Genomic DNA, 24,231 nt, shown 5'->3' on the forward strand with positions numbered 1-24,231 from the left:
TTATCTCAGTTTCAACGTGGCCAGACCGATCAACACCAGGATGACCGAGATAATCCAGAAACGGACGATGATGCGCGGCTCCGGCCAACCTTTTAATTCGTAATGATGATGAATGGGGGCCATCAAAAACACCCGCTTTTTGCGGGTTTTGAAAGAGGCGACCTGGATAATTACCGAGATGGTTTCCATCACAAAAATGCCGCCCATGATGACCAAAACGATTTCTTGTCTAACCAGCACCGCGACGATACCCAGCGCAGCGCCCAAGGCCAGCGCGCCGACGTCGCCCATGAACACCATGGCCGGATAGGTGTTAAACCACAAAAAGCCCAGCCCGGAACCGACCAGGGCCGCGCAAAATACCACCAGCTCGCCGGCTTTGGGGATGTGCGGGATAGCCAGATATTGCGAGAAATTAACGTGGCCGGATAAATACGCAAAAATCGCCAAGGCGGCGGCGATCATCACGGTGGGCATAATGGCCAGGCCGTCGAGGCCGTCGGTCAGGTTGACCGCGTTACTGGAGCCGACGATGACAAAATAGGTCAGCACCACATAGCCCCAACCGATGTCCAGTGTGACGTTCTTGAAAAAGGGCACGATGAACTGGGTTTCCGCGGCAACTTGGGCGGTGTTGTACAAATATAAGGCGGCGCCCAGCGCCACTAGCGATTGCCAGAAATATTTGGCGCGGGCGGATAGGCCGTCGCTATTCCCGAGCAGGACTTTTTTATAATCGTCGATAAAGCCGATAATACCGTGGGCCAGTGTTACCAACAACACCACCCAGACATAACGATTGCTAAGATCGGCGCAGAGCAGGGTGCTGATCGCTACCGCGAACAAAATCATCGCCCCGCCCATTGTTGGTGTGCCGGATTTGGAAAAATGGCTTTGCGGACCGTCGTCGCGCACGCTTTGGCCGATTTTTTTGCGAGTCAATTTTTCGATCATGGCCGGGCCGATCATCAGGGAAATACTGAGTGCGGTTAGTACGCCCAAAATGGCGCGAAAAGTCAGGTAATGCAGGACCCGGAAGCCGCTATCGATACTAGTTAAAAAGTCCGCGAGTAAAAGTAACATTAGGCTGCTCTGAAATTGTTGACCATCGCCGCCACCACGTTTTCCATTTTCTGGGCGCGCGAGCCTTTAACCAATAGGGTTTCCTTACCTGTGACGGCTGATGTCAGTGTGTCTATTAGTTGTTCTTGATCGTCGAAAAACTGGCCGCCGTCGCCAAAGGCTTCAACGGCATGTTTTGCCAATGCGCCGGTGGCGAACAAACGCTTCACCGATTTTGCCTTGATTAATTCGCCCATTTCCCGATGTATCGCCGGGCTATCCGGGCCGAGCTCGCCGAAGGCGCCCAGGGCCACCCAAGCTTCGCTGCCGCAATCGGTCAGTACGTCCAACGCGGCTTTCAAGGAGTTGGGGTTAGCGTTATAGGTATCGTCGATTACGATATTGCCCTTACGGCCCGTTAAGGGTTGCATGCGGCCGGTGACCGGCTGGAGTTGTTCCAGGCCTTGTTTGATGTCTGGCAGGCTGATGCCGAATTGCAGTGCTACTGCCGCTGCGGCCAAGGCGTTTTTCACATTGTGGGCGCCGGCCAGATGCAATCGGATTGGTAAAGTGTCGGTCGCGGTTTTTAATTCGAAATAGGTGTTAAAGCCTTGCGAATCTAAGGCTGTGTCAATATTTAACGCAGTGACGTCTGCTGCGGGGCTCAAGCCGAAGGACACGCTTCGATGGTTGCCGGCCATGGCCAGTAAGAAATCGTAAAAAGTGTCATCGCGATTTAATACCGCCACGCCATCTTCACCGAGGTTTTTGACGATTTCGCCCTTCGTTTTGGCGACGCCTTCAATGCTGCCGAAACCTTCGATATGGGCGGCACCGATATTGGTGATGACGCTGACATCGGCTTGCGCATAGCGGCTGGTATAGGCAATTTCGCCGGGATGGTTGGCGCCCATTTCAATCACTGCGTAGCGATGAGAATCATCCAGTTTCAGCAGCGTCAGCGGCACGCCGATGTCGTTGTTCAGATTGCCTTGAGTCGATAAAGTGTGGCCTTGGGTGGCGAAAATCGCCGCAATCATTTCCTTGACGGTGGTTTTGCCGTTGCTGCCGGTGACGCCGGCCACTCTGACAGGTAATTGCTTGCGCCAAAACCCGGCTAGTTCCGCCAATGCCAAATGGGTATCGGTGACGATGATTTGCGGCAACGCCGATGCGCAGGCCTGTTCAATTAACAGCGCTGCCGCTCCGGCTTGCCCAGCCTTATCGATAAAGCTGTGGCCGTCGAAATTCTTGCCTTTGATGGCGATGTACAGCGCACCGGGTTGTAAGGTGCGGGTATCGATACCAGTGGCGCGAATTTCTCTGTCTTCGCCGATCAGCTTGCCGTTGACGGCTTGGGCTATCTCGCTAAGTTGCAACTTCATGGTTTGCTCCACGCCGCCAGTGCTTGCATGACGACAGCGCTATCGCTGAACGGCTGCTTCACGCCGCCGATTTCTTGGTAGTCCTCGTGGCCCTTGCCGGCTATCACTACGCAATCGTCTGGGTCTGCTTGTCGTATCACTGTGTTTATGGCCGTGGTTCTATCGTTAATTACCGTTATTTTTTGGCTTTGGCAGCCGCTCAAAATGTCTTTAATAATTGCTGCTGGTACTTCACCGCGCGGATTGTCGTCGGTGACGATAACTTGATCCGCCCAGGTTTCGGCAATCCGGCCCATCTGCGGGCGCTTGCCCTTGTCACGGTCGCCGCCGCAGCCAAACACGACTCTTAACCGGTTTGCGCCTTTGACGGCTTTCAGCACTTTTTCCAGTGCGTCCGGGGTATGCGCATAATCCACAAATATCGTGGGCTTGCCGTGGCCGCCGAATTTTTCCATGCGGCCGGCAATGGCGCTCAATTTAGCCAACTGAGCGACGGCGGCTTCGAATTTGCTACCGGTCGCCAGAAGTACACAAAGCACAGCCAGCACGTTATCCAGGTTAAAGCCACCAACTAGTGATGTTGTAGCCCGGCATTTTTGCTCACGCCAGACGACATCGAATTCAATGCCGCCAGCACTGTGTTTTACTTGTTCGGCGCTTACGGCGTCCTTAGCAGTACCACGTCGGCCGGTGGCGCTGTAGGTCCAGCTCTGCACTGCGTTCGGCAAGCTTTGCAATACCTCGGCGCTGCTCGGATCATCGAGATTGACCACCGCAAATTGCAGCCCCGGTGTCTTGAACAACGCCAGTTTGGCTTGCAGGTATTCCGCCATGCTGCCGTGATAATCCAAATGGTCACGGCTCAAGTTGGTAAATACCGCGCCTTTAAAGCTCACCCCGTTAACCCGGCCCTGGTGCAAGCCGTGCGACGATACTTCCATCGCCGCGTTACGCTTATCTTGCTTTACAAATTCACTCAGCATCTGCTGCACCGCCAGTGCATCGGGTGTGGTATTGGCGGTTGGCTGCAAGTTGCCAACATCGCCCCAGCCCAATGTGCCTATTACGCCGCACGCTGGCAAAGCCTGCGCGATTAATTGGCTGCAGGTGGTCTTGCCGTTGGTGCCGGTCACGCCGATCACATCCAATACTTGCGATGGGTTGCCGTAAAATCTTGCAGCGATCTCGCCCAGCTTTTGGGTCAAGTCGGCTATCGGCAAACTTGGTACTCTAAACCTACTAACATTGGTACCGTTTGGGTCATAAAGTACCGCTATCGCGCCGTTGGCAATGGCTTGCTCCGCATGAGCAATGCCATGCTGGACTGCACCGTTCAACGCAATAAACGCATCGCCGGCCCGGATGTTTCGGCTATCCAAGCACAAGCCGCTAATCTCCAAATCCGGTGGCGATACTGTCAGTCCCTTTAGCAGTTCTGCCAGTTTCATTGTTTGCTCAACAATAAATGCATATTGTCCATGCCGTCCGGCTCAACACCGTAAACTCGTAATGCGCCCGCCATCACTTTCGAGAAAGCCGGTGCCGCCACCAGACCGCCGTAATATTGGCCGGTGGTGGGTTCGTCCACCACAATCGCGATAATGAAACGCGGATTGCTGGCCGGCGCCATGCCCACAAATACCGATAAATATTTGTCTTCGCTGTAACCGCCGGCCCCGGCCTTTTTCACGGTACCGGTTTTACCCGCTACCCGGTAACCCTCGACTCTGGCCTGATATGCAGTGCCCTCTTTGCTGATCACGTGTTCCAGCATTTCCCGAACCTTTCTAGCGGTTTCGGGTTTGAAAATCCGTTGGGCGTCAGGATCTTCGTCGCGCTTCAGTAAAGCCACGGAATGAATGATGCCGTCGTCCGCCAAAGCGGTATAGGCTCTGGCCAATTGTAAAATCGAGGTGGAAACCCCGTAACCGAACGATAAAATCGCCTGGTCGAATTCATGCCAGCCTTGATAATCCAGTAAGGAGCCGCTGGCTTCTCCCGGAAAACCGACGCCGGCGGAGGTGCCGAAGCCCAGTCTGCTGTATACGCCCCAAAAATACTCCGGCGGCATGGTCATCGCGATTTGCGTGACTGCGATATTGCTGGATTTTTGCAGCACGTGGGTCAAATCCATCGTGCCGTAGTTATGCACATCCTTAACCACGTTGCGGCCCAAGTGATAGACACCATGGGTTTCTATCATTACGTTGGGCTTGATATAGCCGCCATCCAGTGCCGCCGCCACCACAAAGGGTTTGACCGTCGAGCCCGGTTCAAAACTGTCCACCATGGCCCGGTTGCGGTAGCGGTTACTGCTCAATTCTTTGCGATTATTGGGATTGAAAGCCGGTTGGCTGACAGTCGCTAATACATCGCCGTTTTTGGCATCCAGCACCACCAGCGATGCCGAATGCGCTTTGTTCTGAATCATTGCATTCTGTAATTCCCGGTAAGCCAGGTATTGCAGACGCTCGTCGATAGTCAACACCAGGTCGCGGCCTGGGATGGCTTCTTCAATATTTTCCACGTCCTTGATGATCTGACCTTTGCCGTCCTTAATCACGCGCTTTTTGCCGGGCTGGCCGCGCAGAATGTGCTCGTAGCCGTGCTCTATGCCTTCCTGGCCGATGTCGTCGATATTGGTAAAGCCCAATAAATGCCCTGATACCGCGCCGGCCGGGTAGTAACGCTTAAACTCCCGTTCGAAGTACACACCGGTAATTTCCAGGGCTTTGACTTTTTCGGCTATATCCGGGTTAATCTGTCTGCGCAAATAGACGAAACGCTTGTTGGCGTCTTTTTCCTTTTTCAAGAGGGCTCGAAGTTCCTTTTCCGGAAAACCAAGGATCTTTGCCATCGGTGTCAATTTGTCCTGTTCGGCATCTCGCAGTTGGCGCGGATTGACCCAAATTGACTGCACCGGAGTGCTGATCGCCAGCGGTTCGCCGTTCCTATCCTTAATCTGCCCGCGATAAGCCGAAACCGAAACCACGCCGACGTGCTGCATATCGCCTTTGTCCTGCAGGAATTCTTTATCGAGAATTTGCAGGTATACCGCGCGGCCCACCAAGGCCAACATGGCCAACAACATCACCGAAAGCAGCAATCTGCGCCGGATCACAAAATCTGTATTTTGGCGCGGTATAGTGCCCGCGCCGGTGGCAATTCGCATTTACGGCTTTATATAAATAATTTTGTCTTGGGCCGGCAAAGTCAGCATCAGCCGCGTCCTTGCTTCGATTTCAACCCGGTTTTCTTCGGTGAGCGTCGTCAATTCCAGTTGTAGCCGACCCCATTCCACTTCGTAATCGTCGAGTTCCTTTTCTTTTTTCTGAATGTCGATAAACAGCAGTCGCGATTGGTATTTACTGTAAATCACGGCAATTCCGGAGATCATCAGCATCGCCACCAGCAATGTCAGCAGGATATTTCTTGCAATCGCCATTAACGTTTCTCCGCAACTCGCATTACCGCGCTACGTGCGCGTGGGTTTTGTTGCAATTCCTGTTGTTGTGCTCGTATCGACTTTCCTATTTTGCGTAACTGGCCTTGTTCGATGTCCTGCTCTTTAATCGGCAGCTTGCCGGGATTGGTTTTCGGGCCGGCTTGGTCGCGAATGAAGCGTTTGACGATGCGGTCTTCCAATGAATGGAAGGCGATCACCACTAAACGTCCGCCCGGTGCCAATACGTCCAAGGCTTGTTTCAATCCGGTTTTAATCTGTTCGAGTTCTTGATTAATCTCTATCCTGATCGCCTGGAAGCTGCGAGTTGCAGGATGTTTGTGCTTGTCGCGAAACGGCACGCTATTTTCGATCAATTTTGCCAATTGCAGAGTGGTCTGCAGCGACTGCTGTTGGCGTTGGCTGACAACAGCGTTGGCAATTCGTCTGGCAAAGCGCTCTTCGCCATATTCAAACAGCACGCGAACCAATTCTTTTTCCTCGACTCGTGCCAAATAATCCGCCGCCGATAGACCGTGATTGCTATCCATACGCATGTCTAAAGGACCATCGCGTAAAAAACTGAACCCGCGTTCCGCATTGTCCAGTTGCGGGGACGATACGCCCAAATCCATCAGAATGCCGTCAACTTTGTCGGTATAGCCTTGCTGTTCAATGACGGCGCTCAGATCGGCAAAGCTGGCGTGATGTAAACTAAAACGGCTGTCTTCCGAAAGGCGTTTGGCTTCGTCGCTAGCGATGGCGTCCATGTCTCTGTCAAGCGCCAGTAATCTGCCGGTGCTGTTCAATAACTTCAGAATGCCGCTGCTATGTCCTCCGCGTCCGAAAGTGCAGTCCAGATAAATACCTTCCGGTTTTATGTTGAGTTGCGCTAAGGCCTCTTCATATAAAACCGTCTGATGGGCGGGCATCTCCGTCAAAACGACAGCGAGCCAAGTTCTTCAAGGCCCTCTGTGTCGTTACCGTCCATCCATTCCTGTTCTTTGGCCTTCCAGGCCGCTTCGTTCCAGATTTCAAACTTATTCAGCTGACCAACCAGCATGATATGTTTTTCCATGCCGGCAAACTCCCGCAGGGTTTCCGGCAGCAGCAGGCGGCCTTGGCTGTCCATTTCGCATTCCGAGGCGTTACCGATCACAAAACGCCGCAGTTTGCCGGCCATTTTGTTTAGAGTCGGCAATTTGCTGATGGTTTGTTCGAGCTTTTCCCATTCCGGTAACGGGTATAACCATAGGCAGCCCGGCTCGCCGACGCATTTGTCGTCAACGGCAACAGTCACAACCATTTGGCGGTCGCAGGATTCCTGTAACTCCTCCCGATAGCGGGTAGGAATTGCAATGCGCCCTTTCGCATCCAAACTGATTGAACTTATGCCTCGAAACAAGATGAACCTCAAAATTCCAAAAAAATCCATTTCTAACCACTTTACATCACTTTTGCACCACTATAGTTTTCAAAGGGGGCTTAGTCAAGAGGCATTTAAATTAAATTCTTTCTTTTTCTACAAGGACTTACGCAGGGTTGAGGTGTGTTGGGTGCTAGGGGTAAGGGTTTTGGGTAAAAATGATTTTTATCAAAAAGTTAATGATGGTTTTTGATGTGGATTGCAGTTATTAAGTGCTAATTCTCACTTTTTTGAAGGCGATTTGTTGTAGTGAGCAGATTGAATCGCTTGGCGCGAGACTGGCTTTGCTTGGTAAAAGTTTGGTGGTCACTGGGGTTTGGGTAGTGGCCATCGAGCCATTGGGCTCAATATCGTTGAATAGTAAGGCAAAGCTTACAAACTTTCCGGCTTTTGATCGCGTGTCAGCAGGTTTTGGACGGCTTGTTTAGGCGGGAGATGTTCGAATAACACCTTATAGACTTGTTCGGTAATTGGCATTTCGACGCCGTATTTTTGCGATAGGCGGTGCGCTTCTCGGGCGGCCGATACGCCTTCGACTTCCTGATTGATTTCGCTTAAAGCGTATTTTTGGTCTTTGCCTTGGCCTAATGCCAAGCCAAAGCGGCGGTTTCTGGATTGATTGTCGGTACAAGTCAAAATCAGGTCGCCGAGTCCGGCTAGCCCCATGAAGGTGTCGGCTTGGCCGCCAAGTTTGATGCCGAGGCGCATGATTTCGGTTAGGCCGCGAGTGATCAGTGCGGCTCGGGTATTGGCGCCAAAGCCAAGGCCGTCGGCTATGCCCGCCGCGATTGCCAGAACATTTTTGCAGGCTCCGCCTACCTGAACGCCAATTATATCGTTGCTGGTGTAGATCCTAAAACGTTGGTTGTGCAATCGTTCGCTGAGTTGGGCGGCGAAGCTTTCTGAGGTAGAGGCGATGGTGAGTGCGGTTGGCAGGTCGGCGGCTACTTCTTGAGCAAACGTAGGGCCGGAGAGTGCGGCGCTTTCGATATTCGCGCCCAGCACTTGTGCCGCTACCTCGCTTAACAAGGCGCCATCTTGGCAATCGAAACCCTTGGTGGCCCAGGCAATCCGCGAGCTTGCGCTGAGCATGGGTTTGATTTGCGCCAATGAGTCCCTAAAGGCGTGGCTGGGGACTGAAATAAGCAATACCGAGCTGAAAGCCACTGCTTCCTCAAGATTGTCGGTGAATTGCAGGTTTTCTGGAAAATGTACGCCCGGTAAATACCGTTTATTTTCGCCGGTTTGCTTTAGTGCGGCTATATGTCTGGGATTATGGCCCCACAAAAGGGTATCGCAGCCATTTCTGGCTGCCTGTACCGCTAAAGCGGTCCCCCATGAGCCGGCGCCAAGAATACTGATTGATGGTGGCATCCCGCTTAATTTAGCGTTTTTGCTTCAGGTTCCTGTTCAGCTTGTGCTTGTTGCAGGTGCTGCATATACAATGCGTCGAAATTGACCGGCGCCAAGATTAACTGAGGAAAGCCGCCTTTATTGACAAGATCGGAAATTACTTCTCTCGCATACGGGAACAAGACGTTGGGGCAAAAGCTGCCTAACATTGGGCCCATTTCTTGTTCGGTGAAGCCGGCTATCGAAAAAATCCCGGATTGATTTACTTCAACTAAATAGGCAGTGCTGTCGGCTATTTTTACGGTGACAGTTAATGTCAGGGATACTTCGTACATCGAGTTTTCGATGGGTTGAACGTGTGTGCCGAGATTAAGATCCAGCGCGGGCTCCCATTTTTGGGTGAATATCTTTGGAGCGTTGGGGGTCTCAAAAGAAATGTCTTTGGTATAAATCTTTTGAATCGCGAATTGCTTTTCGCTGGATGTGTTGATTTCGGCCATGATGATTATTTGTTGGGTTTGGTTGATTAATCTTTAGTTTTTACTGCTGACTTTGATGGGGAGTTTGTTGTCTTCCCAGGATTGCATGCCGCCACTCATATTAAATACATTATCAAATCCGGCTTTGGTGAGCGTTTTGCAAGCGGCTACGGAGCGGGCGCCAGTCTGGCAGGTAACGATCATCGGATGATTTTTATGCTTTTCCAAAGAGCCAATTTGTTCTTCTAATTTGCCTAAGGGAATATTGATCGCATTTTCGATGTGGCTTTTGACGAATTCGTTGGTTTCCCGGACGTCAAGCACAACGACATCGTCGCTGTTCATTTTGGTTACGGCTATCAGTGGAGAAATGCTTTCGTACTTATTGAATGAGTTCGCGAGCAAGTCCTGGATTAGTAAGAAAATAACGCATACCAGCGAGAATGCTAGCAAATAGTGATTGGTGGCAAATTCTATATATTGGTCCATCGCGGTGGTTTATTTTAGTGGTTATGGAATGCTGTTTACGTGCCGCAAAAAACGCTGCGCATCATTTGAATCAGATGTATTACGCGCTCATCGTCGATAAAGTAGTAAACCCGATTGGCTTCTTTTTTGTAATCGAGAATGCCTTTGTCTCGCAGGATTGCCAGGTGCTGGGAAATATTGCTTTGACTCGTACCTACTTGCTCAACGATGTCTTGTACGCTGATCGAATTATTACCGAGCACACACAGGATTTTTAGGCGCAACGGATGAGACATCGCTTTCAAACAGCGCGCAGCCCGATTAATATCGTTGTCGTCGTAGTGGATGGTATCGTTTTTGTCTTCCATTTATTAACGATGATCGTGGCTAAGTTTAAGAACAGTGAGCGAACAATGGTACTTTTCGAACTATGACGACATCCTTGTGCTGGTATAATGTCGCTATGGTGCAAGTAGGTTTAATTGCTTGCGCTAACGCAATAAAAGGTGAGCAAATCTAACAGAGTGGGCTTTATTGTTCAATACCCTCGGCTAGAGGCTTAGGAAAATAGCTCGGGGCTGTGCGGGTGGGCTCGCTTTTTGATGAGGCCAAATTTTATCTTCATTAACGCCTACAAATTTAATGTTTGGAGTCTGTAACAAATGGCCCGCCAATCAAAACTGTTACTGTTGCTACCCGTGGAAATGACTGGACGGTCATTGTTGGTTGCCTAGTCGATGCGTGTCGGCAGCTATTTTTTGCTCATTTGGGTTGCGATTGTCTGGGCTTTGCCCGCTAAGGGCGATTCCGTAAAAGCCCGCAGTTTGGCAGAGGTGCAATCGCAAATTCAGCAAGTTGGCGATGATGTGAAAAGCCTGGAAGCTGAAAAGTCGCGGTTGTTGGAGCAGTTGCAAAAATTAGAGCGGCAATACGGGGAGCTTGCGAATAGTCTGAGAGCCATCAAGGCTGAGATCAGGCAGCAAGAACAAGCATTGCAGGAAGTTCGTGATAAAAGCGTTGCCACCCAAAAAGACATGCGTAGTCAGGAGAAGGAGCTTGAGGGGCTGATCAAGTCGGTTTATGCGATGGGCGGCGATAAGGAAGGTTTGAAGGTGATTCTTAACCAACATAATCCGGCGGTATCAAGCCGAATGTTGGTTTACTACGACTACATCAGTAAGGCCCGCTTACAAAAGCTTCAGGCCATGGCTGAAGATTTCAAAGTTTTGCGGCAGTTGGAAGCACAAAAAGACACGGAAACTCAGCTGTTGCAAGTGTCTCTCGAGAAGAAACAGCAAGAAACCGAGGCGATGCAGGCGCTGAAAAAACAGCGAGAAGCACTGCTTGCCGACATTCAGCAAGACTATGCATCGAAAAGTGTTCAGCTCTCTGGGTTGATGCATGACGAGAAAAAATTGCAGGCCTTGGTAGCATCATTACAGAAAACTGATGATAATGAAGCCCATGAGTCTGCGGTTGAGCCGGAGCGCGTAATTGAGAAGCGCGAAAAGCCTACCGAACAACCCGAACCGCCTAAAAAATCCGAAGCCAATCCGGTTCGCGAGCCGGCGGGGCTATCTTTTGCCGAGTTGCAAGGAAAGCTACCTTGGCCGGTGCAAGGTGCGATAACTGATCGTTTCGGCAGTCGCCGCTACGAGACAACCTGGGATGGTGTGGTGATTAGCGCACGCGAAGGTGCCGATATTCATGCGGTTAACGCCGGTAGAGTCGTTTACGCCGACTGGTTGCGGGGTTATGGTTTGATGATCATTGTCGATCACGGTAAGGGGTATATGAGTTTGTATGCATTCAATCAGAGTTTGCATAAAAGCGTGGGAGAGCATGTTAGAGCTGGCGAGACACTGGCTTCGGTTGGACGTAGCGGTGGGCGTGCGGATGCGGCGTTGTACTTCGGCATCAGGAAAAAAGGTCGGCCCATTGATCCCGAGCAATGGTGCCGTAAGCCGGCCAAGGGTTAATCATTTACAGGAACAGGTTGTTGGAGTTTTAAAACACATGCTAAAAAACAGAAATATTTTGATTTTATTGGTCGGTTTTATTTTAGGTGCGACGCTGAGTTTGTGTAGCAGCGTCCTGGCGGAAAAGGAAGCACCGGTTTCGACCAAGGTCGATGATTTGCAGGCCTTGCCTTTCGATGAGCTAAGGACATTTACCGAGATATTCGGGCGTATCAAACAGGATTATGTTGAACCCGTATCTGACAAAAAGCTGTTGGAAGATGCGATTCGCGGCATGTTGTCCGGTCTGGATCCGCACTCGGCTTATCTGGCTAGCGAAGAATACAAAGAGTTGCAAGAAGGCACGACCGGTCAGTTCGGTGGCTTGGGAATTGAAGTGGGTATGGAAAACGGCTTCGTAAAAGTGGTTTCGCCGATTGACGATACACCTGCCCAGCGCGCCGGCATCAAGGCGGGTGATTTAATCGTGCGTCTCGACGATAAGCCGGTCAAGGGCATGACGCTTGCCGATGCGGTAAAAATTATGCGTGGCGAGCCGGGTAGCGACATCGTATTGACTGTTGTTCGCGAAGGTGAGGAGGCGCCGCTGAAATTTACGTTGACCCGTGACATCATCAAAGTCAAAAGTGTGAAAAACAAACTGCTGGAAAAAAATTACGGTTACTTGAGAATCAGTAGTTTTCAATCCGGTACCGGTCAAGGTTTGGTGGACGCGGTCGACGAACTGAAAAAAGAAAACGAAGGCCCGCTGAAAGGTATTGTGTTGGATTTGCGTAACAACCCGGGCGGTGTATTGAATGCGGCTGTCGATGTCAGTGATGCGTTTATCGAGTCCGGTTTGATCGTGTATACCGAGGGCAGAATCAAAAACTCAGAAATGCGTTTTAGTGCCACGCCTGACGATATTATCAACGGTGCGCCGATTGTGGTGCTGATTAATGGCGGCTCGGCTTCCGCGTCGGAAATTGTTGCGGGTGCGTTGCAGGATCACAAACGAGCCATCATCATGGGCGAAAAGTCTTTCGGTAAGGGTTCGGTGCAAACCATACTGCCGACCAGCAATGGTGCGGCAGTTAAGTTGACCACTGCCCGTTACTTTACGCCATCCGGTCGCTCCATTCAGGCGCAGGGTATTGAGCCTGATGTGACTTTGGCAAGAGTTAAGCTCGAGTCGTTGGAAAAAGCTAAGATCGAGTCGATTAAAGAAGCTGATCTGACGCACCACTTGACTAACGGTAACGCCAAACCGGAGAAAAAATCCGAAGAAGAGGATAAAGATGATGCGAAAGATCAGTCTGAAAAAGACGGCGATACCAACGAGTCCTCAGACGCGGAAATTCGCGATTACCCTTTGCATGAAGCGTTGAACCTGCTGAAAGGTATCAGCATTATGAAAAAGTAACCCAGATATAGGGCAAAGAAAAACCCGCTTGGCTATATTCGTCAAGCGGGTTTTTTATTGTCTGTTTTTTGTGTTTCTTGTCGGGCGTTTAAGACAATTCGCCGACTTTGGCTTAGTTTGTCGATGCCTGATAGTGTACCGAGAAATTGTTCATGGCTGCCAGGGCCTCTTGGATATGGTTGGGATCGGAAAACTCAAACGCATTCACGCCCACGCGCGCCAAATAAAATACTTGGTCAGGCAGGTAATCGCCGACGGCTCTAATTTCCCCTTGATAACCGTCGCGGCTCCTTAACAAACGTGCTTGCGAAAAAAGTCTGCCATCGCCGAATATCGGAAAATTAAGCTCTATTACACCAATTTTACTCAGGTCGTCAGTCAGCGGTTCAATTTGATCGCTCGGGATGAGTCGAACGCCGGTTTGGCTGGAACGTTTGATTAGTTGTTCTTTATCTGCCAGCCAACGAGCTAATGTGACTGTAATGTCGCCATTTTCTGGCAGCGGACTGTCGTCGGCAATAAAAGTCCAGGTGTTTTCTACCAACTGTCGATCTTTAATGATTTGCATAAACTCTTTCTTTAAATGGTTCCAGGCCAACGCGTTTGACGGTCTCTAAGAATGCTTCGTCTTCAAGGCGTTGCTTGAGGTAAACGTCTAATATCGTTGTGATGGTAGAAGTGATTTGGTCCTTGGGAACCGATGGCCCCAAACGTTCGCCTATTGCCGCTTCGTTTTCAGAAGAACCGCCCAAGGTGATTTGATACCACTCCTCGCCATGCTTATCGACGCCGAGAATGCCGATATGGCCGACACTTTGATGGGCGCAGCCGTTCATGCAGCCGGACATGTTGATTTTAAGGTCGCCGATGTCGTGGATATAATCCAAATCATCCAATGCTTCGTTGAGTTCTTTCGCTACACCGATAGAGCCGGCATTAGCCAGCGAACAAAAATCCAGGCCTGGGCAGCAGATCATGTCGGTGACAGTGCCAATGTTGGGCGTAGCCAATTTGATGGCGTCTAATTGTTGCCATACTGTAAACAGGTCAGCTTGTTTCACATCGGCTAAGACCAGGTTTTGTCTATGAGTGCTTCTAATTTCGCCAAAGCTGTATTTATCAGCTAAATCGGCTACAGCTTCGAGTTGCTTGTCGGTCATGTCGCCCGGAGGCGAGTCAGGGGCTTTTAGCGAAACGTAAACGCCGCGATAGCCGACGATTTTATGCTCGACGGTATTGTATTTAACCCATTTTGCAAAGCCGGTGTCAGCGGCTAAGTACGCGTTGAAGGCGTTATCGTTGCTTGCCGACGCATCGTATGGCGGTGGTGCAAACTGCGCTTTCATCTCTTCTATACGTTCATTGCTCAGCAGCATTTCATCTTTGATGCGCAGCCATTCCTTTTCGACCATGGCGGTAAATTTTTCCAGGCCGGTTTCCTTGACCAGGATTTTGATGCGGGCTTTATATTTGTTGTCTCGTCTTCCGAACAGGTTGTAGACCCTTAAAATCGCTTCTAAATACGACAGCAGATGTTGTTTTTCCAGGAAGGGTCTAACGGTTTGGCCAATGATGGGCGTTCTGCCCAGGCCGCCGCCGGCTAGGATTCTAAAACCGATTTCATCCGCTTCGTTTTTTACCAGATACACTCCAATGTCGTGGAACTGCACGGCTGCGCGGTCATGCGTGGCGCCGCTAACTGCGATCTTGAATTTACGCGGCAAAAAGGCAAATTCCGGATGCAGCGTCGTCCATTGCCGGATGATCTCGCAATACGGACGCGGATCTTCGATTTCGTCCTTGCAAATGCCGGCTAAGGGGTCGGAGGTTGTGTTTCTCAGGCAGTTGCCGCTGGTTTGAATGGCGTGCATTTGCACGGTCGCCAGTTCGGCAAGCAAGTCGGGTACCCGGCTAAGCTCTGGCCAGTTGTATTGGACGTTTTGGCGGGTTGTGAAGTGGCAATAGCCCTTGTCATAGTCGCGAGCTACCGATGCCAGCTTGCGTAATTGCTTGGACGAGAGCAGTCCGTAAGGTACTGCGACACGAAGCATGGGCGCATGAGTTTGCACATACAAGCCGTTCATTAGGCGTAAGGCTCTGAATTGGTCGGGGCCGAGTTCGCCGCTTAAAAAGCGTTGGGTTTGACCGCGAAACTCATTGACGCGCTCCTCGATAAGTGTTTGATCTTGCTTGTTATATTGATACATTTAAAGGCGATGCTTGGTTTACATACTATTTTGCTAGGTATCTGAATAATATACTGGCCGGGATTAAATGACAAAGAATATTGTATGGTGATAACATGCCCGGTTAGTTTTTTCCGCTTTCAATAATGACTAAAACATAGAGGATAAAGGGGGCTATCTTGTTGCGCTTACTGTTAATTTTGGCCGGCTTGCTGTTTTTGCCGGAAATCGCCATGGCTGAAGAGTTTCACAACCTCGGCTTAACCGGAACCGAGCGGGGCATCTACACCGTTCTGATCTTTTTGGTGGCCTATGGTTTCGTGATGGCCGAAGAATTTACGCATTTGCGTAAATCTAAGCCAGTCATTTTCGCCGCAGCTGTGATTTGGGGGCATGTAGCGATACTGGCTCAGGAAGCCGGTGTGTCAGGTGAGGAGCTACACAAGGCTTTCGAACATGACTTAAAAGAATATGCCGAATTGATGTTGTTTTTGCTAGTGGCGATGACATACATCAACTCCATGGCGGAACGCAATGTATTCGAAGCGTTGCGTTCTTGGCTTATCAGAAAACAATTCGGCTACAAGCAATTGTTCTGGATCACTGGCATCATTACATTTTTTCTGTCGGCAGTTGCCGACAACCTGACTTCCGCGTTATTGGTCGGGGCTGTGGTGATGGCGGTCGGTGCTGACAACGAGAAATTCGTGTCTATCGGCTTTGTAAACTTGGTGATCGCGGCCAATGCTGGTGGTGCGTTTTGTCCTTTCGGAGACATCACTACTCTGATGGTGTGGCAGGCTGGTTACGCTGAATTCTTTGACTTCTTCAAGCTGTTTATTCCGTCAGTTGTGAACTTCGTGGTGCCTGCATTCTTCATGGCGCAAGCGATTCCAAACGGTCAACCGTTGGCAACCAATGAAGCAGCCGTGGAATTGAAGCCAGGTGGCTGGGTGGTTTGCGGCTTATTTGGCGTCACTATCGGTTTGGCTGTTAGCTTTAAGCAGTTGCTGCATTTGCCACCATTCATGGGAATGATGTTTGGTCTGTCGATATTGATGCTGTTTAGCTACTACTTGAAAGTTCGCTTTCCTGCGGAAGATGGTTCCCGCGTTGATGTATTTGACCGCGTAAAAGAAGCTGAGTGGGATACCTTGTTATTCTTCTTCGGTGTGGTCTTCGCGGTAGGCGGCCTGGGTTATATCGGTTATCTGGAGTTGTTATCCAGTGCAATGTATGACGGCTTGGGTCAAACCACCGCCAACATCCTGGTGGGTATCATTTCTGCGGTGGTTGATAACATCCCGGTAATGTTTGCGGTACTGAACATGAATCTGGATATGGATTTGTACCAATGGCTGCTGGTGACATTGACTGCTGGTGTCGGAGGTTCATTGTTCTCGGTGGGTTCTGCGGCAGGCGTAGCGTTGATGGGGCAATCCAATCACAAGTATACCTTCTTCAGTCACTTGAAATGGACGCCAGTTATCGCTGCAGGCTATGCGGCGAGTATCGTTACTCACTATCTGATCAACGGTTAATTCGTCGATTTTGATAAAGCTGTATTAAAACCAGGGAAAGCGCGTGACAAAGGCTGTCAAAAGTTGGAGTAGCGCTTTCTCTGTTTCTGCTTCGCACAGAGCGTGTGCAGCAGACTTTTCTCGGCATTTCGGCCGGCCTCCGTTCTCGTTGGGTTCTTCGTCTTTATCTGTCTGGCTGGTCGATGGACCGGTTTCGCTGTTAACTATTAGTTTTTTCGGTCTGGCGGACGTAGCTTGCTCGGGTAAAGTATTGTTTCTGCATGAGCACGCCAACGAACGGTACTCCCTCTTTGCCTGACAAGTCGTCGCAAGAAGCCCATTCAATAACCGCGACTAGCTCCGCCGCGCGCCGTAAACGCTCTGCGCTGGAAGTGATGCGTGAGCTTAAACAGCCCAAGGTCGCTGTCATGCTGGCGCTGGGTTTCGCCTCAGGCCTGCCCTTCCTGCTGACGGCCAACACTTTCGGCTACTGGCTGCGGGACGATGGTACTAGTCTGGTTGCCATTGGGTTTATCTCCTGGGTTGGCTTCGCCTACGCTTTCAAAGTGTACTGGTCGCCGCTGGTGGACCATGTCGATGTGCCGCTGCTGGGGCGTCTGGGACGGCGTCGCGGTTGGATGCTACTGTGCCAGATTCTGGTCGCCATCGGGTTGCTTGGCATGGCCACTGTCGGGACGGCAGGCGGGTTGGTGGCAATTGGTGTGTTCGCCTTGTTGACGGCCTTCGCGTCAGCTACTCAGGACATCGCCATCGACGCTTGGCGAATCGAATCCGCTTCCGACACCGACGAAGTGGGTTTGATGACTTCGGCGGCGCAGGTCGGATACCGCGTCGCCCTCATCATTACCGATGCCTTGATCATTGCTGCGGCGGCCCGTATCGGGTGGAGCATGTCCTACGCTGCCATGGCAATGTTGATGGCATTCTGCACAATGGCAACCCTGTTTGCCTCTGAGCCAGTCCGCGCCGAGGTGGTGCTGCACCAGAAGCCTCCGTTATTGACCTTGCGCGGTCTCGCCAATGCGGTCATCGGCCCATTTATCGATTTCTTCGCCAACCACAAGGTGGCCGGATTGCTTATGCTGCTGATGGTGGCGCTCTATCGTCTGCCCGACTTTGTGATGGGGCCAATGTACAATCCGTACTATCACGATCTGGGGCTCTCCAAGGATACGGTGGCTTGGGTGCGCGGCTCATTCGGGCTGGTTGCCACTTTTTTCGGTATTGCCGCTGCGGGTCTCAGTGCGGCTCGACTAGGTCTATTACCAACACTGATCGCGGGGCTTGTGTTTGAGGGTTGTGGCACTGCGGCATTCGCCTTGCTCAGCGTCAACGCTGACACGGCAATTTTCGCCGCAATCATGACGCTCGACGCTTTTGCCCAGTCCTTCGCTGGCGTGGCCCTAGTAATCTATATGTCGAGCCTGACCAGTCTGGGCTATACCGCTACTCAGTACGCCATGCTGTCCTCAACCTATGCCTTGCTTGGCAAATTTCTGAAAGGATTCTCCGGGATTGCGGTTGAAACGCTCACTCCGATCTACGGGTTGCTCGGAGCCTATGCTACCGCGTTTGTGGCCACTGGTCTGACTGCGGTGCCGCCCCTGCTGTTATTGCTGCTGCTTTGGCGTGTGCAGAATATTAAACGATAGAACTCTGGTCTTTACCTGGTTTTGAGCCAATTGGTCTAGCGGTAGTGATTTTATTGGCGTTGCTGATGAGCATGGCTGATAACAGTGCTACTCTCGAATCCTAAGTGAATAGCCAAAGTTCTTGCAGATCGCCTTACGAGATCGTATCATAAGCAGTTCTCTATCAAGTATGTAGCCCGGAACGGGTATGTGAGCGCTATGAAACCAGAAATACATCCAGAATATAAACAAATTACCGTCACCTGCGGGTGCGGCAATACTTTTCAAACCGGTTCTGTGCTGGCTTCTGATTTACACATTGAGGTGTGTTCTTCTTGCCATCCGTTTTATACCGGTAAACAGCGCGTCGTTGATACGTCGGGTCGTGTTGATAAATTCCGTAAAAAATTCGGGAAATAAAGATTTTCGAGAAGTCTTGTTCGGCCGTCGGTCAATTGGCGGCCAGATTCTTCCGAACTATATAACACCTTCAAAATAACGCTTCTTCAGCAAAAATCTCTTCCTCTGCAGGGTCTTCAGATTTAGGTGCAGATTTTGCCGTTGGTACCGTCTCTTCACTGAAATATTCCCAAATACCGCCTCTCGCTTCCTGATCGAGCAATAATCCGTCCGCCGGATTAATGTATGCCTGGACTATACCGCTCGGCTGCGCTAATGGCTTTTCCGGGAAGTTTTGTTGTACGGCCTTTATGAATTTAATCCACATCGGTAAGGCCGCTTTGCCGCCAGTCTCGCCGTGACCAAGCGGTAATGAATTGTCGAAGCCTATCCATGCAGAGGCCACTATATCCGTAGCAAAACCGTTGAACCAAGCGTCTCTTTGCTCGTTCGTGGTGCCCGTTTTGCCGGCCAAATCGTTACGGCCCAATTGTTTGGCCTGGGTTGCCGTGCCGCGTTGTACAACATCTCTTAGCAAGCTGTTTGCCAGGAAATTGATTTTTGCTGAAATGGCGCGAGGCGCGCGGTTTGGCGGTGGCGGGTCCTGATCCGGACAATCGGCGCATGCCAGCGGTGGGTTTGCCTGATACAACAAGTTGCCTTTGTGGTCTTCGATTCGTTCGATGAGATAGGGTTTTACCAAAAAACCGCCATTGGCAAAGACCGCATAGGCCGATGCCATGCGCAATGGTGAGGCATAGCCGCTACCCAAGGCCAGAGACAGTGTGCCGGGTAATTGTTCTTTATCGAAACCAAAGCGCATGGCCGTATCGATTGCCTGGGGTATTCCGATTTCCTGCAGCAAGCGCACTGAAACCAGATTGATCGATTCCCGGAGCGCAACCCGCAGTGATGTCGGGCCCAGATAACGGCGACTATAATTTTCCGGGCGCCAGTCGTTTTCTTGCGAAGGATCCTCGATCACGATCGGTGCGTCATTAATAATGCTGGCTGCGGTGAAACCTTTTTCTAATGCGGCTGTGTAAATAACAGGTTTGAATCCCGAGCCAGGCTGGCGTTTGGACTGAGTAGCCCTGTTATATTTGCTGTGATAAAAATCAAAGCCGCCACATAAGGCCAAAATTGCGCCGGTGTTGGGATTGAGCGCTACAAAAGCAGCTTCGGCGTCCGGAATTTGCGTGAGCGCCCATTCGTCCTTTACGAGTTCTCTAACCCAGATGATGTCGTTCGGCTTAAGAAACGCTTTTGCGGTGCCGATATTTTTTTCCGGGTAAGGTTTTGCCCATTCAATATTTTTCCAGGCTATGGCAATTTGCGTGTTGTCGTAGAGTTTTGCGGTCACACCGGAATCGGCTACTGCCGTTATCAGGGCTTGCCGGGTATCTCCAACAACATTGTCGGTTAGCTGAGCGCCGTTTTTTTGCGTATTTTTATGGGGAAAGCCTCGATAGCCGTGGCGCTCGTCATATTCGTGCAGGGTTTTTTGCAAAGCGTCTTCTGCTGCTAACTGAAATTGACTAGGGACGGTGGTGAAAATTTTCAAACCCAAGGTATAGGCGGTCTCGCCGTATTTGGACATGACTTCTTGCCTAACCATTTCCGCGATGTATGGCGCCTGTAGCTCGACATTTATCGGCTGAATCTCCGCATTATCAACTGCTTGCACAGCAATTTCGTAATCGTGCTGGCTTATGTAGTTTAGATCCAGCATTCGGCGCAACACGTAGTTCCGCCGCTCTATGGCGCGCTGCGGATTGGCTATCGGATTGTAAATGGATGGTGCTTTCGGCAGGCCGGCAATCATCGCTTGTTGATGTAGGGCTAACTCGGAAATATCTTTACCGTAATAGGTTTGTGCGGCTGCTGCTACACCATAGGCACGTTGACCCATGTAAATTTTGTTTAAATAAAGATCCATAATCTGATCTTTGGAAAATTGCCGCTCAATTTTCAGTGCAAGAATGATTTCCTTGAGTTTGCGTAAGTAGGTTCTTTCGTTGCTGAGCAGGAAATTACGGGCCACTTGCATCGTGATGGTGCTGCCGCCTTGCCGCTTCTTGCCGGTGAGGGCTAATTGGCTTACCGCGCGCAGCAGGCCTTTGAAATCGACGCCGTTATGCTTATAAAAACGATCATCTTCGGCCGCGATGAAAGCCTTGATCAATTGTGGTGGCACTTGCGCGATGCTGGTCGGGATTCTGCGCTTCTCGCCAAACTGAGCGATCAGCAGGTTATCTTGGCTGTAGATGTTCAACGGCATCTGATATTGAACGTGTTGTAACTGGTCTATATCCGGCAACTCCTTGTCGAGTTCGAGCAGGAAAAAATAAACAGCAATCAGAAATGTGCCGATAAAAGCCAACGAGCAGAAGGCCAGCCACTTAAAAAGTGTCTTGATCAGGGATTTGGGTTTGGGGGCTTTCTTAATGGGCACTGAAATTCAAACGCACTGCTAAAATACAAATTGCCGGTCAAAATAAACCCTTTTGATTTTGGGAACAACCTAAAGTTACTTGTAAAGTGGTTTATCTAAGAGGATGAAAATAAAAAAATCTACTATACTTCAGGCCCATGTGGGTTCTGCAAGCCTCGTCTGAGCATGCTTGAGCCAAATTCAATCATATTCGATCTAAAAAGGGTTCATTCATGAGCTGGTTGAGCAGGAATCCGTCGGCTGTGCTGGGTGTGGATATTAGTACAGCTGCGGTTAAATTGTTGGAATTGAGCCGGGTTGGTGCGCGTTACCGGGTAGAAAGTTACTCGGTGGCTCCGTTACCTCAGGATGCGATAGTCGATAAGAACATCACCAATATAGAGCAAATCGGCGCGGTAATAAAAGCGGCGGTAAAGCAATCCGGTACTCGGGCAAAACAGGCGAGCGTTGCGGTTGCGGGTTCATCGGTGATGACCAAGATCATTTCGATGCCTGCCTCCTTGTCCGATAGGGACATGGAAGAGCAAATCATGGTGGAGGCCGATCAGTACATTCCTTATTCGCTGGACGAAGTCAATCTCGATTTCGAAGTTCAGGGTATCACCAAAAATAATCCGGATATGGTCGATGTTTTGCTGGCGGCTTCTCGGCGGGAAAATATTGAGGACAGGGTGGCCGCGCTGGCTTATGCCGGCCTGAAGGCTGTTGTCGTCGATGTGGAAGCTTTTGCGATGGAAAATGCGTTTTCGTTGTTGGCGGATCAATTGCCGGAAGGTGCCGGCAATATGACTGTCGCAATCGCCGACATTGGCGCAACCATGACATCTCTGAATATTCTGCATGAAGGTAAAACTGTTTATACCCGGGAACAGGGCTTCGGCGGAAAACAGCTAACCGAAGAGATTCAGCGCCGCTACGGTCTATCTTATGAAGAAGCCGGTTTGGCCAAGAAGCACGGCGGCTTGCCGGACAATTACGTAACGGATGTGCTGGAACCCTTCAAAAAAGCCATGCTGCAGCAAATCGCCAGGTCTTTGCAATTCTTCGTTTCCTCTAGCGCCAATCGCGGCGTCGATGCTTTAGTACTTGCCGGTGGTTGCGCATCAATCGCAGGTTTGGACAAATTGGTGGAACGCGATTTGGGCATCCCTTCTTACATTGCCAATCCGTTCATCAATATGGCGCTTTCTAATCGGGTCAAACCGCAAAGTCTGAGTAACGATACGCCAGCGATGATGATAGCGTGCGGTTTAGCGTTAAGGAGTTTCGATTAATGGCAAGAATTAATTTACTCCCCTGGCGAGAAGAACTGCGTAAAAAAAAGCAGCAGGATTTTGTTGCGGGTATTGGTGCCGGTATTTTGGTGACAGCACTGATTTTGGTCGTGGTCTTTATGTATATCGAAGGAATTAAAGAATACCAGACCCGCAGAAACACGCTTCTGCAAAACGAAATAGCTATATTGGATAAGCGAATTCAAGAAATCAAGGAAATTGAGGACAAGAAAAACCGGTTATTGACCAAAATTGAAGTAATCCAGAAGTTGCAGGAAAGTCGGCCGGAAGTCGTGCATTTATTCGATGAATTGGCCAAAACCACGCCGGATGGTATTTACCTGACGAAATTTGCCCAAGTCGGGTCGGTTTTGACTTTGGACGGAAAAGCGGAATCGAATGCGCGGGTGTCTGCATACATGCGGGCTATCGATAACTCGCCGTGGATGAATACCTCTGTGCTTACTGTAATCAAGGGTGAAGGCAAGAAAGACGGCCAGATGAACGACTTCACGATGACTGCCAAGCAAGGTAAGAAGACCGATAAGCCGCAACCAGGAGCCGTCAAATGAATTTGTCTGAAATAAATTGGGACATCAATTCGGCGGGTAGCTGGCCGACGCCGCTAAAAATCATTGTCATACTTATTTTTTCGGTATTAACAGCGGCTGCTGGCGTGTACTTTGTGACGGTGCCGCAGTTGGATGAATTGGACGTGCTTGAAAAACAAGAAGAAAGTTTGAAAAGCGCGTTTGAAGTTAAACAGAAAAAGGCTGTCAACCTCCAGGATTACCGCGACCAGCTGGATCAAATCGAAGCGTCGCTAGGTGAGATGTTAAAGCAAATGCCCACCAAGGCTGAAGTGGCCAGCTTGTTGGTTGATATTTCCCAAACCGGTTTGGCGAGTGGCTTAGAGTTTAAATTGTTTCAACCCAGCACCGAAATTAATAGGGAGTTTTATTCTGAGTTACCAATTGGTATCCATGTTGTCGGGAAGTATGAAGAATTGGGATTGTTTGTCAGTGGTTTGGCTTCGCTACCCAGGATTGTGACGGTGCACGATGTGGTGATGACACCGCTGGGTAAAGAAGGCAAAGATGGTATGAGCATGACTGCAACCATAAAAACCTATAACGAGGGTGAAACAGCGCAAGCCGCTGGCGGATCGGCAGCTAAGAAAAGGAGAGGTCAATGAGGTGCGGTAGCGTGAAAGTGTATTCGACTCTGCCGGTATTGAGTTTGCTTTTGATCGGTATGACGGGTTGCGGTGGGGATGATGTCAGCGATCTAACAAAATATATTCAAGAAGTAAAAGCCCGCCCCAAGGCTCCTATCGAACCATTGCCCGAGATTAAAGTGGTGGAATCATTCATATTTAAACCCGATGGTTTGCGGGATCCTTTTCGGTCTATCGAAAGAAAGGATGACGATAGCAGTATCGACGTTTCCGGCATAAACGGTGTTAAGCCCGATATAGAGCGTCGGAAGGAAGAGTTGGAAGCTTATCCGCTTGATAGCCTGCGCATGGTTGGAACGCTACGTAACGATAAAGGCTATTGGGGCTTGATAAGAGCTAGGGACGGGACTATCCATCGGGTCCAGGTCGGGCATCATATGGGGCAAAATTACGGCAAGATTCTGCGAATTCTCGACGACAAAATAGAGCTAATGGAAATCGTACCTGATAAGCCGGGCACTTGGCGCGAACAACAGTCTTCACTGGCATTGGCCGATGAAAAAGGGTTATAG

Annotated in this window: 24 protein-coding genes; 10 read left to right on the forward strand and 14 right to left on the reverse strand. The window is 50.3% G+C overall.

Annotated elements, in window-relative coordinates:
• Genes mraY through mraZ form a run of 7 tightly spaced genes read right to left on the reverse strand, consistent with a single transcriptional unit; the run spans window position 1 to window position 7,294 of the window.
• Complete coding sequence (gene mraY, locus ACR64Q_RS22315; protein ID WP_313733186.1) at window positions 1-1,083, reverse strand: phospho-N-acetylmuramoyl-pentapeptide-transferase; 1,083 nt, start codon at window positions 1,081-1,083, stop codon at window positions 1-3.
• Window positions 1,083-2,447, reverse strand: a complete 1,365-nt coding sequence (locus ACR64Q_RS22320) for a UDP-N-acetylmuramoyl-tripeptide--D-alanyl-D-alanine ligase (protein WP_313733187.1) — start codon at window positions 2,445-2,447, stop codon at window positions 1,083-1,085. The genes mraY and ACR64Q_RS22320 overlap by 1 nt, the downstream gene beginning before the upstream one ends.
• Window positions 2,444-3,895 carry a UDP-N-acetylmuramoyl-L-alanyl-D-glutamate--2,6-diaminopimelate ligase gene (locus ACR64Q_RS22325; protein ID WP_313733188.1) on the reverse strand — a complete coding sequence of 484 codons (1,452 nt, stop codon included), beginning with the start codon at window positions 3,893-3,895 and terminating at the stop codon, window positions 2,444-2,446. Before ACR64Q_RS22325 ends, ACR64Q_RS22320 begins: the two co-directional genes overlap by 4 nt.
• A complete protein-coding gene (locus ACR64Q_RS22330) occupies window positions 3,892-5,619 on the reverse strand; it encodes a peptidoglycan D,D-transpeptidase FtsI family protein (protein WP_020483758.1) in 1,728 nt (575 codons plus the stop codon). The genes ACR64Q_RS22325 and ACR64Q_RS22330 overlap by 4 nt, the downstream gene beginning before the upstream one ends.
• The gene (gene ftsL / locus ACR64Q_RS22335; protein WP_020483757.1) at window positions 5,620-5,892 is read right to left on the reverse strand and encodes a cell division protein FtsL; all 273 of its coding nucleotides are present in this window, start codon (window positions 5,890-5,892) and stop codon (window positions 5,620-5,622) included.
• Window positions 5,892-6,821, reverse strand: a complete 930-nt coding sequence (gene rsmH / locus ACR64Q_RS22340; protein WP_313735054.1) for a 16S rRNA (cytosine(1402)-N(4))-methyltransferase RsmH — start codon at window positions 6,819-6,821, stop codon at window positions 5,892-5,894. Before rsmH ends, ftsL begins: the two co-directional genes overlap by 1 nt.
• A 5-nt stretch (window positions 6,822-6,826) precedes the next feature.
• The gene (gene mraZ, locus ACR64Q_RS22345; RefSeq protein WP_026147052.1) at window positions 6,827-7,294 is read right to left on the reverse strand and encodes a division/cell wall cluster transcriptional repressor MraZ; all 468 of its coding nucleotides are present in this window, start codon (window positions 7,292-7,294) and stop codon (window positions 6,827-6,829) included.
• Here mraZ and ACR64Q_RS22350 point away from each other — a divergent pair.
• Window positions 7,248-7,508 (forward strand): hypothetical protein, encoded by a 261-nt coding sequence (locus ACR64Q_RS22350; RefSeq protein WP_197027037.1) that lies wholly within the window; start codon window positions 7,248-7,250, stop codon window positions 7,506-7,508. The two genes, mraZ and ACR64Q_RS22350, sit on opposite strands and share 47 nt — an antisense overlap.
• A 179-nt stretch (window positions 7,509-7,687) precedes the next feature.
• Here the strand turns inward: ACR64Q_RS22350 and gpsA are convergent, their stop codons facing one another.
• From gpsA to ACR64Q_RS22370, 4 genes are all read right to left on the reverse strand, one after another.
• Window positions 7,688-8,689, reverse strand: coding sequence for an NAD(P)H-dependent glycerol-3-phosphate dehydrogenase (gpsA, locus tag ACR64Q_RS22355; RefSeq protein WP_026602985.1), 1,002 nt, complete (start codon window positions 8,687-8,689; stop codon window positions 7,688-7,690).
• 5 nt (window positions 8,690-8,694) lie between these two features.
• On the reverse strand, window positions 8,695-9,168 hold the full coding sequence (gene secB, locus ACR64Q_RS22360; protein ID WP_020483753.1) for a protein-export chaperone SecB: 474 nt from the start codon (window positions 9,166-9,168) through the stop codon (window positions 8,695-8,697).
• A 33-nt stretch (window positions 9,169-9,201) separates the two neighbouring features.
• Window positions 9,202-9,492, reverse strand: coding sequence for a rhodanese-like domain-containing protein (locus tag ACR64Q_RS22365; protein WP_313733189.1), 291 nt, complete (start codon window positions 9,490-9,492; stop codon window positions 9,202-9,204).
• Window positions 9,493-9,671: 179 nt separating this feature from the next.
• Window positions 9,672-9,983: an ArsR/SmtB family transcription factor gene (locus ACR64Q_RS22370; RefSeq protein WP_020483751.1), complete on the reverse strand. Its 312-nt coding sequence runs from the start codon at window positions 9,981-9,983 to the stop codon at window positions 9,672-9,674.
• Between the two features lie 390 nt (window positions 9,984-10,373).
• On the opposite strand from ACR64Q_RS22370, the gene ACR64Q_RS22375 reads away from it, so the two are divergent.
• A complete protein-coding gene (locus tag ACR64Q_RS22375) occupies window positions 10,374-11,594 on the forward strand; it encodes a murein hydrolase activator EnvC family protein (protein ID WP_313733190.1) in 1,221 nt (406 codons plus the stop codon).
• 37 nt (window positions 11,595-11,631) lie between these two features.
• Window positions 11,632-12,996, forward strand: a complete 1,365-nt coding sequence (locus tag ACR64Q_RS22380) for a S41 family peptidase (protein ID WP_313733191.1) — start codon at window positions 11,632-11,634, stop codon at window positions 12,994-12,996.
• A gap of 112 nt (window positions 12,997-13,108) precedes the next feature.
• On the opposite strand, the gene ACR64Q_RS22385 is transcribed toward ACR64Q_RS22380, so the two are convergent.
• Together ACR64Q_RS22385 and ACR64Q_RS22390 are read right to left on the reverse strand one after the other, a co-directional pair.
• Entirely contained in the window at window positions 13,109-13,564 is a 456-nt protein-coding gene (locus ACR64Q_RS22385; protein WP_313733192.1) for a DUF934 domain-containing protein, read from the reverse strand.
• Window positions 13,551-15,203, reverse strand: coding sequence for a nitrite/sulfite reductase (locus tag ACR64Q_RS22390; RefSeq protein ID WP_313733193.1), 1,653 nt, complete (start codon window positions 15,201-15,203; stop codon window positions 13,551-13,553). Before ACR64Q_RS22390 ends, ACR64Q_RS22385 begins: the two co-directional genes overlap by 14 nt.
• A gap of 212 nt (window positions 15,204-15,415) precedes the next feature.
• Here ACR64Q_RS22390 and nhaD point away from each other — a divergent pair, with 212 nt between their 5' ends.
• The 3 genes from nhaD (at window position 15,416) to rpmE (ending at window position 18,774) form a co-directional block, all read left to right on the forward strand.
• On the forward strand, window positions 15,416-16,723 hold the full coding sequence (gene nhaD / locus ACR64Q_RS22395) for a sodium:proton antiporter NhaD (RefSeq protein WP_231499692.1): 1,308 nt from the start codon (window positions 15,416-15,418) through the stop codon (window positions 16,721-16,723).
• A 260-nt stretch (window positions 16,724-16,983) separates the two neighbouring features.
• On the forward strand, window positions 16,984-18,375 hold the full coding sequence (locus tag ACR64Q_RS22400; RefSeq protein WP_026602991.1) for an AmpG family muropeptide MFS transporter: 1,392 nt from the start codon (window positions 16,984-16,986) through the stop codon (window positions 18,373-18,375).
• A 198-nt stretch (window positions 18,376-18,573) separates the two neighbouring features.
• Complete coding sequence (gene rpmE / locus ACR64Q_RS22405) at window positions 18,574-18,774, forward strand: 50S ribosomal protein L31 (RefSeq protein WP_081607938.1); 201 nt, start codon at window positions 18,574-18,576, stop codon at window positions 18,772-18,774.
• Window positions 18,775-18,844: 70 nt separating this feature from the next.
• On the opposite strand, the gene ACR64Q_RS22410 is transcribed toward rpmE, so the two are convergent.
• Window positions 18,845-21,208: a penicillin-binding protein 1A gene (locus ACR64Q_RS22410; RefSeq protein ID WP_313733194.1), complete on the reverse strand. Its 2,364-nt coding sequence runs from the start codon at window positions 21,206-21,208 to the stop codon at window positions 18,845-18,847.
• A 212-nt stretch (window positions 21,209-21,420) separates the two neighbouring features.
• Here ACR64Q_RS22410 and ACR64Q_RS22415 point away from each other — a divergent pair, with 212 nt between their 5' ends.
• From ACR64Q_RS22415 to ACR64Q_RS22430, 4 genes are read left to right on the forward strand one after another with little or no spacing between them, the layout of a single operon-like run.
• A complete protein-coding gene (locus tag ACR64Q_RS22415; protein ID WP_020483743.1) occupies window positions 21,421-22,482 on the forward strand; it encodes a pilus assembly protein PilM in 1,062 nt (353 codons plus the stop codon).
• Window positions 22,482-23,054 carry a PilN domain-containing protein gene (locus ACR64Q_RS22420; RefSeq protein ID WP_313733195.1) on the forward strand — a complete coding sequence of 191 codons (573 nt, stop codon included), beginning with the start codon at window positions 22,482-22,484 and terminating at the stop codon, window positions 23,052-23,054. Before ACR64Q_RS22415 ends, ACR64Q_RS22420 begins: the two co-directional genes overlap by 1 nt.
• Window positions 23,051-23,677 carry a type IV pilus inner membrane component PilO gene (locus ACR64Q_RS22425; protein WP_020483741.1) on the forward strand — a complete coding sequence of 209 codons (627 nt, stop codon included), beginning with the start codon at window positions 23,051-23,053 and terminating at the stop codon, window positions 23,675-23,677. Before ACR64Q_RS22420 ends, ACR64Q_RS22425 begins: the two co-directional genes overlap by 4 nt.
• Window positions 23,674-24,231, forward strand: a complete 558-nt coding sequence (locus ACR64Q_RS22430; RefSeq protein WP_313733196.1) for a pilus assembly protein PilP — start codon at window positions 23,674-23,676, stop codon at window positions 24,229-24,231. The genes ACR64Q_RS22425 and ACR64Q_RS22430 overlap by 4 nt, the downstream gene beginning before the upstream one ends.

The organism is Methylomonas sp. 2F7 (assembly GCF_057126975.1).

What these genes read in the sequence shown, in the direction of transcription:
- mraY (WP_313733186.1), bottom strand. Translation starts at nt 1,083, where the DNA reads ATGTTACTTTTACTCGCGGACTTTTTAACTAGTATCGATAGCGGCTTC.
- ACR64Q_RS22320 (WP_313733187.1), bottom strand. Translation starts at nt 2,447, where the DNA reads ATGAAGTTGCAACTTAGCGAGATAGCCCAAGCCGTCAACGGCAAGCTG.
- ACR64Q_RS22325 (WP_313733188.1), bottom strand. Translation starts at nt 3,895, where the DNA reads ATGAAACTGGCAGAACTGCTAAAGGGACTGACAGTATCGCCACCGGAT.
- ACR64Q_RS22330 (WP_020483758.1), bottom strand. Translation starts at nt 5,619, where the DNA reads ATGCGAATTGCCACCGGCGCGGGCACTATACCGCGCCAAAATACAGAT.
- ftsL (WP_020483757.1), bottom strand. Translation starts at nt 5,892, where the DNA reads ATGGCGATTGCAAGAAATATCCTGCTGACATTGCTGGTGGCGATGCTG.
- rsmH (WP_313735054.1), bottom strand. Translation starts at nt 6,821, where the DNA reads ATGCCCGCCCATCAGACGGTTTTATATGAAGAGGCCTTAGCGCAACTC.
- ACR64Q_RS22350 (WP_197027037.1), top strand. Translation starts at nt 7,248, where the DNA reads ATGCGCCCTTTCGCATCCAAACTGATTGAACTTATGCCTCGAAACAAG.
- gpsA (WP_026602985.1), bottom strand. Translation starts at nt 8,689, where the DNA reads ATGCCACCATCAATCAGTATTCTTGGCGCCGGCTCATGGGGGACCGCT.
- secB (WP_020483753.1), bottom strand. Translation starts at nt 9,168, where the DNA reads ATGGCCGAAATCAACACATCCAGCGAAAAGCAATTCGCGATTCAAAAG.
- ACR64Q_RS22365 (WP_313733189.1), bottom strand. Translation starts at nt 9,492, where the DNA reads ATGAACAGCGACGATGTCGTTGTGCTTGACGTCCGGGAAACCAACGAA.
- ACR64Q_RS22370 (WP_020483751.1), bottom strand. Translation starts at nt 9,983, where the DNA reads ATGGAAGACAAAAACGATACCATCCACTACGACGACAACGATATTAAT.
- ACR64Q_RS22380 (WP_313733191.1), top strand. Translation starts at nt 11,632, where the DNA reads ATGCTAAAAAACAGAAATATTTTGATTTTATTGGTCGGTTTTATTTTA.
- ACR64Q_RS22385 (WP_313733192.1), bottom strand. Translation starts at nt 13,564, where the DNA reads ATGCAAATCATTAAAGATCGACAGTTGGTAGAAAACACCTGGACTTTT.
- ACR64Q_RS22390 (WP_313733193.1), bottom strand. Translation starts at nt 15,203, where the DNA reads ATGTATCAATATAACAAGCAAGATCAAACACTTATCGAGGAGCGCGTC.
- nhaD (WP_231499692.1), top strand. Translation starts at nt 15,416, where the DNA reads ATGGCTGAAGAGTTTCACAACCTCGGCTTAACCGGAACCGAGCGGGGC.
- ACR64Q_RS22400 (WP_026602991.1), top strand. Translation starts at nt 16,984, where the DNA reads ATGAGCACGCCAACGAACGGTACTCCCTCTTTGCCTGACAAGTCGTCG.
- rpmE (WP_081607938.1), top strand. Translation starts at nt 18,574, where the DNA reads ATGAAACCAGAAATACATCCAGAATATAAACAAATTACCGTCACCTGC.
- ACR64Q_RS22415 (WP_020483743.1), top strand. Translation starts at nt 21,421, where the DNA reads ATGAGCTGGTTGAGCAGGAATCCGTCGGCTGTGCTGGGTGTGGATATT.
- ACR64Q_RS22420 (WP_313733195.1), top strand. Translation starts at nt 22,482, where the DNA reads ATGGCAAGAATTAATTTACTCCCCTGGCGAGAAGAACTGCGTAAAAAA.
- ACR64Q_RS22425 (WP_020483741.1), top strand. Translation starts at nt 23,051, where the DNA reads ATGAATTTGTCTGAAATAAATTGGGACATCAATTCGGCGGGTAGCTGG.
- ACR64Q_RS22430 (WP_313733196.1), top strand. Translation starts at nt 23,674, where the DNA reads ATGAGGTGCGGTAGCGTGAAAGTGTATTCGACTCTGCCGGTATTGAGT.